The organism is Pseudidiomarina xizangensis, assembly GCF_052541995.1.
Window position 1 is genome coordinate 502,456 of record NZ_JBOBQA010000001.1, and the last position, 11,663, is coordinate 514,118.

General features: G+C 47.9%; 10 protein-coding genes. All 10 read left to right on the plus strand.

The window, feature by feature from the left end; translation table 11 throughout:
* The first annotated feature begins 65 nt into the window (after positions 1–65).
* The 10 genes from ACQ5ES_RS02360 to pepN all read left to right on the plus strand — a co-directional run bounded on the left by ACQ5ES_RS02360 (position 66) and on the right by pepN (position 11,638).
* Complete coding sequence (locus ACQ5ES_RS02360; RefSeq protein ID WP_445014354.1) at positions 66–1,751, plus strand: alanine/glycine:cation symporter family protein; 1,686 nt, start codon at positions 66–68, stop codon at positions 1,749–1,751.
* Positions 1,752–1,881: 130 nt separating this feature from the next.
* Positions 1,882–2,208 (plus strand): zinc ribbon domain-containing protein, encoded by a 327-nt coding sequence (locus ACQ5ES_RS02365; protein ID WP_445014355.1) that lies wholly within the window; start codon positions 1,882–1,884, stop codon positions 2,206–2,208.
* Positions 2,208–2,501, plus strand: coding sequence for a YeaC family protein (locus ACQ5ES_RS02370; RefSeq protein ID WP_445014356.1), 294 nt, complete (start codon positions 2,208–2,210; stop codon positions 2,499–2,501). Before ACQ5ES_RS02365 ends, ACQ5ES_RS02370 begins: the two co-directional genes overlap by 1 nt.
* A 4-nt stretch (positions 2,502–2,505) precedes the next feature.
* Positions 2,506–2,991: a free L-methionine (R)-S-oxide reductase MsrC gene (gene msrC, locus ACQ5ES_RS02375; protein ID WP_445014357.1), complete on the plus strand. Its 486-nt coding sequence runs from the start codon at positions 2,506–2,508 to the stop codon at positions 2,989–2,991.
* Positions 2,984–3,274 carry a hypothetical protein gene (locus ACQ5ES_RS02380; RefSeq protein ID WP_445014358.1) on the plus strand — a complete coding sequence of 97 codons (291 nt, stop codon included), beginning with the start codon at positions 2,984–2,986 and terminating at the stop codon, positions 3,272–3,274. Before msrC ends, ACQ5ES_RS02380 begins: the two co-directional genes overlap by 8 nt.
* Positions 3,267–3,923 (plus strand): RNA chaperone ProQ, encoded by a 657-nt coding sequence (gene proQ, locus ACQ5ES_RS02385; protein WP_445014359.1) that lies wholly within the window; start codon positions 3,267–3,269, stop codon positions 3,921–3,923. Before ACQ5ES_RS02380 ends, proQ begins: the two co-directional genes overlap by 8 nt.
* A 4-nt stretch (positions 3,924–3,927) precedes the next feature.
* Complete coding sequence (gene prc, locus ACQ5ES_RS02390; RefSeq protein WP_445014360.1) at positions 3,928–5,994, plus strand: carboxy terminal-processing peptidase; 2,067 nt, start codon at positions 3,928–3,930, stop codon at positions 5,992–5,994.
* Between the two features lie 93 nt (positions 5,995–6,087).
* A complete protein-coding gene (locus ACQ5ES_RS02395; RefSeq protein ID WP_445014361.1) occupies positions 6,088–7,470 on the plus strand; it encodes a sodium-dependent transporter in 1,383 nt (460 codons plus the stop codon).
* Positions 7,471–7,519: 49 nt separating this feature from the next.
* A complete protein-coding gene (gene nhaC, locus ACQ5ES_RS02400; protein ID WP_445014362.1) occupies positions 7,520–8,992 on the plus strand; it encodes a Na+/H+ antiporter NhaC in 1,473 nt (490 codons plus the stop codon).
* A gap of 12 nt (positions 8,993–9,004) precedes the next feature.
* Entirely contained in the window at positions 9,005–11,638 is a 2,634-nt protein-coding gene (gene pepN, locus ACQ5ES_RS02405) for an aminopeptidase N (RefSeq protein ID WP_445014363.1), read from the plus strand.
* Positions 11,639–11,663: the final 25 nt, after the last annotated feature.

Below are 11,663 nucleotides of genomic sequence, written 5' to 3' on the forward strand. Positions count from 1 at the left end.
GCGCAAGTTAGCTTTACCAACATAACCACAATAAATAACGCTAACAATTTCACAAGGGGGATACCTTGGAAGCCATCAATAACTTTCTTTTACTGCTAGACAGCTATCTCGGTTCGGCAGCTTATTTTCCATACATACTCCTGGGTGTAGGTATCTTCTTCACGCTTTACCTGGGGTTCCCACAGATTCGCTTTTTCGGCCATGCCTGGAAAGTGGTGAGCGGGAAGTTCGATAAAAAGGGCGCCAAAGGCGACACTAGTCATTTCCAAGCTTTATCAACGGCGTTATCGGGCACGGTTGGTACAGGTAACATTGGTGGTGTAGCGCTAGCTATTTTCCTTGGCGGTCCGGCTGCACTGTTCTGGATGTGGATTACCGCATTCCTGGGCATGACCACAAAGTTTGTCGAGGTCACGCTTTCACACAAATACCGCGTTCAAACTGAAGATGGCACCATGGCTGGTGGCCCCATGTATTACATGGATCGCCGCTTGAACATGAAGTGGTTAGCCGTGATTTTTGCGATAGCGACTATTATCAGCTCGTTCGGCACCGGTAACATGCCGCAAATCAACAACATCGCGCAGAGTATGCAAATGAGCTTTGGCGTCGACCCAATGCTCACGGGCGGCATCTTAGCGATACTGTTGGCGATGGTTATCATCGGTGGTATCAAGCGTATTGCCGCAGTAACCTCGCGGATTGTACCTATCATGGGTTTACTCTATGTACTCGGTGCTTTCAGTGTCATTTTCTACAACTTAGACCAAATTGGGCCATCGTTTGTCGCTATCTTTACCGATGCGTTTACCGGCTCTGCAGCAACCGGTGGTTTCTTAGGCGCAACCTTCGCTTATGCGTTCAACCGTGGTGTAAACCGAGGCTTGTTCTCCAACGAAGCGGGTCAAGGTTCAGCCCCTATAGCTCATGCCTCAGCGCGTGCGGACGAGCCAGTATCAGAAGGTCTGGTTTCGATTCTTGAGCCATTCATCGACACTATTATCGTGTGTACTCTGACAGGTTTGGTGATTTTGTCTTCGGGTGTTTGGAATCAAAAACACGAAAACACATTCTCACGCACCGACCTGGAAATTGTCGCTGGCAACTACAATGATGCTGAAGAAGCAAACCGCACAGCGCTTTATCACTACTTAAACAGCACCGATCAAAATACCATCGAAAAATATACCGGTACGATTGAGGTCGAAAAAGGCCAAGCGGTGAACAACGGCTACACCATGCTACACGCTCGCTCAGTTGCTGAAAACGTGCGCTTTATTGTGGCAGGTGAAGACCCGTATACAGGCACGTTACGCATTGATGATGGCCGCTTAATGAAAGAGGACATCGTTATTGTGGGTGACAGTTTGGTGCACTCAGCAGCTTTGACTTCAATTGCCTTTAGCAATGGCTTCTTGGGTGACTGGGGTGAGTATATTGTGCCGATCAGCTTGCTGATGTTTGCCTTTTCGACCGCTATAGCCTGGTCGTACTACGGCGACCGCGCTGTGGTCTACTTATTTGGCCAACGTGGCGTGATGCCATACCGGATTATTTACGTGGCAGGCTTTTTCATCGCCTCGTTTGCGGATACCACATTGGTATGGACATTGTCTTACGTTGCGATTGTACTGATGACCCTACCGAACTTACTGGGTATCATGCTCTTGCGGCGTGAGATGAAAGACACAGTTAAAGCGTACTGGCAAGATTTCGACGCCGAGCAAGCTAAAAAGAAAGAAGAACAGTAACTTACTCTGAAATCATGAGAGAACCCGCGCTTTGCCGCGGGTTCTTTTTTAGCTGAGCCAGCGTACACGCTTGAAATTACCGCTCAATCCCTTATATTGCTTAGTTCGAAGTATAGAAATAGAGGACACCATGGCACTCATTCATTGCCCCTCCTGTAATAAACGCATTTCTGATAAAGCGAAAACCTGTCCACACTGCGAGTTTGTGCTTGCAGGTCGCGATAGTGAAGACCTCGAGCGTGAGCAACACCGTGCAATACAACGGCGCAAGGACAAACTGCTCAGTCACTCGATGTTAGCCTTGTTGATCGCTATCGGCGCCTTTGCCTACACGTTCCTGGAACAACCGCATCCTGATTCCTGGTACGCGAAAGTAAGCTATGGCCTGATGGGGTTAGGCGTCATTTGGTTTTTGATCAACCGAGTTCTTATTCTGATGTTGAAACGAGGGCGCTAATGGAATTTCAAGATCTATTAGCCAGTATTTCAGCAGACACCTATGAGCGCTTGGTACAAGCCGTGGAAACAGGACGTTGGCCCGATGGTGTCGCACTCACTGAGGCCCAAAAAGAAAATACCGTACAACTAGTTATGGCTTATCAGGCAACCTACTGTCCATCGGCAGAGCCATTTCGTATTGGCGCTGATGGTTTGCTGGTTACCCGCAGTAAGCGTGAAATGCGCGACAACCTGAAGCAAGATACGCAGCAAACCATAGCAACCTTTCCACTGTCAGCCGAAGAGTCCTAATTGCATGAGCAAAACTGATTATGATTTAGTGTTAGCCCAAGCCGAAGCGATCACTTCAGGTGAACCTGATTTGATAGCAAACCTTAGTAATATTTCTGCTCTGGTGTACGACCACTTAGCTGATGTCAACTGGGTTGGCTTCTACTTAACACGCGCGCCAGAAACCTTAGTTCTGGGTCCGTTTCAAGGCAAAGTAGCCTGTTTACGAATAGCCTTCGGCCAAGGCGTATGCGGTGCCGCTGCAGCGACTCGCACAACCCAATTGGTGCACGACGTCCATGAATTCTCAGGCCATATAGCTTGTGATAGTGCCTCGAACGCGGAAGTCGTAGTGCCATTGATCGTTGAGCAGCGCGTCGTGGGGGTATTTGACCTCGATAGCCCCACGGTCAGTCGCTTTACTCAGCATGACGCTGATGGATTAAGTAAACTCGGTCGCTTCATTGAAAGCCTTAATTGGTCGCAATTACTTGAGGCTGAGAATGTATAGTGAATTTGATGTCTACGCGTATCTTGTCAGCGTCTCAGACATGGTTTTTTTTGATGATGAGGCCGAAGTTGCTGTCGATCAGATGAATGAACTATTACACTATATCGGAAGCTATCGCGAAGAAGATGATAACCTGGACGTATTGGAAGAAGTCGTTCGCCGTACACTTTTCGATTGGATAGAGAATCCAGACTTGCTGGGCCTCGAGAGTGATGAAATGCAGGCGTATATTTTGGAACAACTAGCTGACGCCCGTCAGCAGGACACTGAAGATCATGACTGAAGTTAAGAAATTGAGTAATAATAAAGAGGTTCTGGCCTATCTAGCGGAAAAATTCCCTGCATGTTTTTCTCTCGATGGCGATGCCAAGCCATTAAAAATTGGTATTTTTGAAGATTTAGCAAAGCAATTGGAAGACGATGAAAGCGTGAGCAAAACACGCTTGCGTACAGCGCTACGTCATTACACCAATAGCTGGCGTTATTTGCGCGCGATGAAAAAAGGTGCCGAACGCGTTGATCTTGCCGGTGAACCGGTGAGTACAGTAGATGAAGAACAACAAACCCACGCGGCAGAAGCTTTAGCGCAATCTAAAGCAGCAGCGGCAGAACGCAAAAAGGCGGCAACTGCGACAGCACCAACGCCGCCGCAACGGGCTAAGGTTCCTAATCGAAACAAAACTGCTACTAAACCGTCCGGTGACAGCAAAGCTCCAGCAAAACGCGCAAGCAGGAAGGTTAGTAAACCTAAATTGCAAGCTGCTGATAAAGCAAGCTTACGTATTGGACAACGCGTTCAGGTAAAAGCTGGAAAACAGCCGATCGCTGGCGAAGTCGTCGAGGTAGACCGGAATGATGTTGTGGTGCAACTTCATAATGGCTTGACGGTCAAAGTTACGGTAGATGCTATTTTTCTGACGCAGCAGGAGTAATTACATGCCCAAGGTAACGATTAAAAATTTAGCTATCGCAGTCACTCTACAATGTGGTCTGGTGTCCGCAGCTATTGCGCTGCCCCCAGCACACCAAGTAGACGACCTACCGACATTGAGCCAGGAAGATCAACACAGCGTTGTCAGTCAGCGGGTTACCACCTATTTCACTCGCTACCATTTTAAAAATATGGAACTGGACAATGCATTGTCGGAGCAAATTTTAGACCGTTACCTTGAAATGCTTGATTATAACAAGATGTCCTTACTGCGCTCAGATGTGGAACAAGCAGCCGAATACAAGCATCTGTTTGATGACATGATTCATTCCGGAAAGTTAAGTCCTGCGTACTCACTGTTTGAAAAAGCGCTGCGACGGAATTATCAACGCTACGTTTATGCCTTAAGCCTGCTTGACCAAGAAAAGCCGTTCGACTTTACCACTGACGGCGACCGCTATCACTTTGACCGAGAAGACGCTGAGTGGGCAACAACTAGCGAAGAACTCGATGAATTATGGCGACAACGGGTAAAATATGATGCATTAAATCTAACCATGACGGGTAAAGAATGGCCGGACGTTGTAGAGACTCTTGGTAAACGTTATAACAACGCGCTTAAGCGGTTGACCCAGACCAATAGTGAAGACGTATTCCAAACCGTAATGAATGCGTTTGCCCGCAGCGTTGAAGCCCATACCAGTTATTTATCTCCGGCGAATGCGGAACGTTTCGAGCAAAACATGAATCTGTCACTTGAGGGCATTGGCGCGGTGCTCCAGTCAGAATTTGACTACACAGTGATTCGTAGCTTGGTACCCGGTGGGCCAGCGGATAAATCTGGCGCCATTGCGCCAGAAGACAAAATTGTCGCAGTGGCTCAGGGGGACGATGAAGATGCTGACTTTGTTGATATTGTCGGCTGGCGGTTAGATGAAGTGGTGGAACTTATTAAAGGCCCGAAGGGCACAACGGTGCAACTGCAAGTATTGAAAGCAAATCAAGCCGCCGGCGCCAAGCCGACTGAGATTTCTATCGTTCGCGACAAAGTGAAATTAGAAGACCGCGCTGCCAAAGTGGAAATAAAAACTCTGGAGCAGGGCCCTTACGCAGGTCGTACCATGGGCGTGATTTCGATTCCAAGCTTTTACCATAAGCTAACAGACGATGTTAAAAAGCTCATTGATGAAGTCACAGCAACTGATGCGGAAGGCGTAATTATTGATTTACGCGGTAATGGCGGCGGCTCACTGCAGGAATCTATTAGTTTAACCGGTCTCTTTATTGATGAAGGCCCAGTGGTGCAGGTCACCGATGGCAGCGGGCGCAGTGAGGTCAATGGCGACCGTGACGGCGAAACCTTTTATGAAGGCCCGTTGGTTGTCATGGTTGACCGTTACAGTGCTTCTGCCTCAGAGATTTTTGCCGCAGCGCTGCAAGACTATGAACGGGCGTTAATTGTCGGAGAAAATACCTATGGTAAAGGCACGGTGCAGCAACATCGTGGTTTACAACGTCGCTTTGATTTTTTTGATGAGCCTTTAGGCAGCGTACAATATACCATTGCTAAATTTTATCGAATCAATGGTGGTAGCACGCAAATGCGGGGGGTTGAGCCTGATGTGAAATTCCCTACTGTCACAGACACCGAAACTTTTGGCGAAAGTAGCCAGAAAAATGCCTTGCCTTGGGATAAAATTGACACCGCTGATTACCAACAACTGGAATTAATTTCAGCGGCGAAGCTCCCCGAACTGCAAGCTTTAAAAGACAAAAACATCAAAGCTAACCCAGAATTCGGTTATGTTCTTGAAGACGCGGCTGAATATCAACTGGAAAAAGATAAAACCTGGGTTAGCTTGGTTCTTGCTGAACGTGAAGCAAAAGAGCAAGCGGATGAGAAGAAGGCATTGGAACGTGCCAACGAGCGTCTCGTTCGGGCTGGATTAGAGCCAGTGAAAAGTCTCGAAAATGTCCCGGAAAATTTTGAATTACCAGATCCATATTTAAATGAGACCTTAGTGCTTAGCTTCGAACTGATTGATAATATCAAGAAGCTGGCCATGCAATAAGCGTGGTTCGTCACCGCAAAAGCCGCCAACGGCGGCTTTTTTGTAGACTAAGCAGTACCCAAAACAATAATAACATTACGGAACGACAAGGTTATGACACGTCCTAAACTGATTGCCAGCCGCTGGTCAAGCCGCATGGCCTTTATTCTTGCTTCAACGGCGGCAGCTGTCGGCTTGGGTAACATTTGGAAATTCCCCTACATCACTGGTGAAAATGGCGGTGGGGCCTTTGTGCTGGTTTATTTGCTCTGTATTGCGGTCATCGGTATCCCAGTGATGATGGCAGAAATAATTATAGGCCGGCGTGGCCGGCATAGTCCTGGCATCGCCGCGCGAGAGGTTGCCAAAGAGTCAGGACGAAGCGGTGCATGGCAAATCACTGGGTGGCTGGGTATGGCTACAGGATTTTTGGTGCTTAGCTTTTACGCTGTTATTGCAGGATGGGCAGCCGCCTATGTCTACGAATCAGCAAATGGTGCCTTCAATGGTAAATCCGTGGCCGAAATTAGTGGGGTCTTCGATCAGTTAGTCAGTTCATCATTACGCCTCACATTATGGCACGCCATTGTTCTTATCGCGGTCGCCATCGTCGTTGGTAAAGGCCTTAAAGATGGCTTGGAGCGCACGGTGCGATGGATGTTGCCCATAATGATCGCATTACTTGTTTTGATCGCGATTTATGCAGCATCAATTGGTGACTTTTCTGCTGCTATCAACTTTATGTTCGCGCCTAATTTCGCCGACCTATCAGTAAATGGGGTATTGCTTGCTCTCGGTCACGCATTCTTTTCATTAGGTCTCGCCTCAGGCGTAGTCATTATGTATGGTGCTTATCTACCGCGCGAAACATCGATTGTACAGACCACTTTATGGGTTGCGTTGGCGGACACTTTTGTTGCCTTGCTCGCCGGGTTAGCTATTTTCCCCATCGTATTTGGTAGTCAGCTCGCCCCAGAAGCAGGGCCTGGACTTATTTTCAGAACCTTGCCAATTGCATTTAGTACTATGCCCGGGGGCATTTTTGTCGGTACTGCATTTTTCGTCATGCTGGTCATAGCCGCGTTCACTTCAGCTATCGCGATGATTGAGTCGGCGGTTGCGTTTCTTGAAGAGAAGTGCGACTGGGGGCGTTGGAAAGCTACTATTGTTGCTGTTTTTACTTTATGGCTGCTGGGGCAAGTAACTATCTATTCATTTGTTGGTGCGCCTTGGACGCATTTAGACTTGCAGGCTCCGGGCAAAAGTATCGGCAGTTGGTTTGATCTCATTGATTACGCTACAGGCTCGATTTTACTACCACTCGGCGGTTTACTTCTCGCTGTGTTCAGCGGTTGGGTGATGACGCGCTCGGCAAGTCAAGATGAACTCGATACAAATCCGGTACTATTCCGTCTATGGTTGTTCATGGTGCGTTGGTTCGCTCCTGTTATCATAGCGATTATTTTTCTGCAGTTGATTGGCGTACTGAACTTTTAAACTATGCGCATTCAATCGTTGCAATAACTAAAAAACATCAGAGATAATTATGCGAAATCAATCACTTTCAGCTTTTAAAGAGCCAAGTTTATTGCAAGCGACACTACCTCTGGTGGTGCTGATTTTTGCCTTAGGGGGCTCAGTTTATTTATTTGGCGAAGACTCATCGTACGGACCCAATCAAATCGCTCTTTGGCTTGCCGGTGGTGTCGCCGTTATCATTGGCTTTGTAAATAATTACCGTTGGGATGATATTGAAGAGGGTATTAAAGAGGGTATTTCAGTAGCCCTTGGCGCACTTCTTATTATTCTTGCGGTCGGGTCGTTGATTGGTACCTGGTTGCTTTCCGGTACGGTGCCAACCATGATTTATTATGGCCTTGAGCTGCTCAATCCGAGTTGGTTTTACGCCGCCAGTGCTCTTATTTGCGGCATTATTGCACTCGCTATCGGCAGCTCGTGGACTACCGCTGCGACCATTGGTGTGGCCTTGATGGGGGTCTCTGCTGGGATGGGGTTATCACCAGCAATTACCGCCGGCGCAGTTGTTTCCGGTGCCTATTTCGGTGACAAAATGTCGCCGTTGTCGGACACCACTAACTTAGCTCCTGCAGTGGCCGGAACCGAGTTGTTCGCGCATATTCGTTACATGTTGTATACCGCCGGACCAGCTTACCTTATCGCTTTAGTACTGTTTTTCTTTCTTGGCCTGAACGTAGAAGCAAGTGCTAACGCATTACAGCTGGAAACCATGCAGCTTGAGCTCACCAACGCCTACAACATTGGTTGGGAAATGCTGGTGCCACTGGGTGTACTCTTGTATCTGGCTGCCACCCGCAAACCGGCGTTGCCTACCGTGTTCTTTGGCGCGTTGTTAGGTGGTGTGTGGGCGGTCATTTTCCAGCCCGAACTCATCACTCAGCTGGCCGGTGAAGATTCTGCTGTAGCAACATTAAAAGTGGTTTGGCTTGCATTAACTGACGGTATTACTGTCGAAACAGGTAGTACCCAACTTGACTCACTGCTTAGTGGTGGTGGTATGTCGAGCATGCTGAACACCGTTTGGTTGATACTCAGCGCCATGGCATTTGGTGCTGTGGTGGAAAAAATAGGCCTGTTAGAACGTCTTATCGCTGGTGTATTAGGCTTCGCAAAATCAACCGGCAACTTGATCGCAGCAACGCTGTTGACCTGTTTCGGCGCCAATTTACTTACTGCCGATCAGTACATGGCAATTGTTATTCCCGGCCGGATGTTCCGTGAGGAATACGAAAAGCGTGGCTTAGATGCGCGCGTATTGTCACGTAGCTTAGAAGATAGCGGCACTCTGACATCGGCGTTAATCCCCTGGAATACCTGTGCTGCCTTTATGATGGGAACGCTAGCGATTAGCCCACTTGAGTATGCACCTTTTGCATTCTTTAACTGGTTAACGCCGCTGGTAGCATTGTTCTATGGTTACACCGGAATTCGCATCTTACACCGCAGCGATGCAACTCATTCACCGATCCACGCAAGGTAGTTAAAAGTCGTTATGTCGAAGAAGTTAGCCAAATACCGGAGCGATTACCGCGCTCCGGCTTTTACTATTGAAAACGTTCATTTAAATATTGATCTTGATGATCATGCGACCCGTGTCCGCTCACAATTACAACTGAAACGACAAGCTCCAGGTGCACTAGAACTTGATGGCGAGCATCTCGAATTAATCACCTTAGCTGTTGACGGCGTACTGCGTTCGGCTGACAGCTACGAAGTGACGGATAAACAGTTAATACTTACTGAAATCCCGGATGAATTTACTCTGGATATTGTGACCCAGATTGATCCCAGCGCTAATAGTGCACTAGAAGGGCTATATAAGTCCGGCGGGGCATTTTGCACCCAATGTGAAGCTGAAGGTTTCCGTCGCATTACCTATTATCTAGATCGTCCTGATGTACTCGCAGTATTTACAACGACACTATCGGCAGATAGTGAACACTTTCCGTTTTTGCTTAGTAACGGCAATTTGATCGACGAAGGTAAACAAGATAACGGCCGTCACTACGCGACCTGGCACGATCCGCATCCTAAACCAGCCTATTTGTTTGCCCTGGTGGCGGGGGATTTTGATCGCCTGGAAGATCATTATCACACCCTCGAAGGACGCGATGTTCGCCTTGAACTCTTTGTTGATAAAGGTAATTTGAGCCGTGCTAACTATGCAATGGAATCGCTTAAACGAGCCATGCAGTGGGATGAAGAGCGGTTTGATCTCGCTTACGATTTAGATCGCTACATGGTCGTCGCAGTTGAGTTTTTTAATATGGGAGCTATGGAGAATAAAGGCCTCAACATTTTCAATTCGAAATATGTTCTGGCTGATCAGGCAACAGCTACCGACTGGGACTTTGTCCATGTTGAATCGGTGATAGGACATGAATACTTTCATAACTGGACAGGAAACCGTATTACCTGTCGCGACTGGTTCCAACTGAGCCTGAAAGAAGGTCTGACGGTATTCCGCGACCAGGAATTTAGTTCCGATTTAGGTTCCCGCGCGGTGCATCGCATTGATGCCATCCGTGTTATGCGCAGTTTTCAGTTTAACGAAGACGCCGGGCCAATGGCACATCCAATTCGCCCTGATAAAGTTATTGAAATGAATAACTTCTATACCGTCACTGTATACAACAAAGGGGCGGAAGTGATTCGTATGCTGCACACTTTGTTAGGTGAACAGGGCTTTCAACACGGCATGCAACTGTATCGTCAGCGGCATGATGGTCAAGCTGTTACTTGTGAGGACTTCGTCGCGGCAATGGAAACTGCTAATCCTGTTGATTTACAGCAATTCCGGCGCTGGTACAGTCAGGCAGGTACACCGCAAGTACGAATCGAACAACGGTATGACGCTGCACAGGGCCTGCTGACTTTGACTTTCGAGCAAATGACCCCTGCCACTCCCGGGCAAACGGCAAAAGCTCCAGTCGTTATTCCTCTGTTATTCAGTGCTTACACTCATGCCGGTGAACGGCTTCTGTTAACAGACTCAGCACAAGTGAACGACCATGAATCGGGAAGTCAGCTGTATGTGTTGAGCGATAGCTCTGCAACACTCACTTTCACTGAAGTTGAGCAAGAGCCCATCATCGCCTGGCTGGAAAACTTTAGTGCGCCGGTAAAATTGCAGACATCAGTTAACACCGAAGAGTTAGAATTGTTACTTGCCCATGGCGAACAAGAAGTGACGCGTTGGGAAGCCGCTCAGCAAATTTATCTCACCTGTTTACGCCAGGCCGTTACTAACCAGCAACCAGTACAACTTTCAGCGAGTCAATTACGAGCCTTAACAAAGGTTCTTAAGGCGCCCATTGATAACGCATTAAAAGCACTTATTTTCACCTTGCCAAGTGCCGAAGAGTTACTTGAATATTACCCGGAAAATGCACCGCTTGACGCGATCGAGCGGGCGGTGAAAACTCTTGCGCACGCGCTTGCTAACGGTTTACAAGAGGTATTCGCGGCCACCTTCGAAGCCCTCGAAAGTCAATCTGAACAGCTCAGTGGTAAGGCGATGGCAGCACGAGCACTGCGGCAAAGGTGTTTATATTTCTTAGCGTTAGCCAAACCGCACGACTACAGTCCGGTGGTCGCGCAACAAGCTTTAACGCAGGGCAACATGACCTTGCAGCAAGGCGCGCTTGAAATCGCCGTGCAGCACCAGTTGCCATGCGCTGAACAGGTACTTGCTGAGTTTGCAGAACAATGGCAGGAAACGCCTCTGGTTATGGATAAATGGTTTGCGGTTCAAGCCAACGCAAGGCACCCTGAAACTGTCAAACGGGTGGCACAATTACTTGATCATCCAAAGTTTTCTTTACGCAATCCCAACCGTGTTTATGCGTTACTTGCGAGCTTCAGCCGTAATAGTTTACGCTTTCACCAAGAAGACGGTAGTGGCTACAAATTATTGCAACGCATAATTACGCAATTGAATACGTTAAATCCACAAGTTGCGTCGCGGTTAATCACCCCCTTCATGCAATGGCGAAGATTTGATACAAGACGCCAGAGTATGCTCAAACAAAGCCTTGTTGAGCTGCAACAACTTGCTGATTTAGCACCCGATCTTGACGAAAAAATCACGAGCGCGTTGCAATCCGAAGAAACAGCTTCGCAATAATCATGCAGCAACCTGTCATAATCAT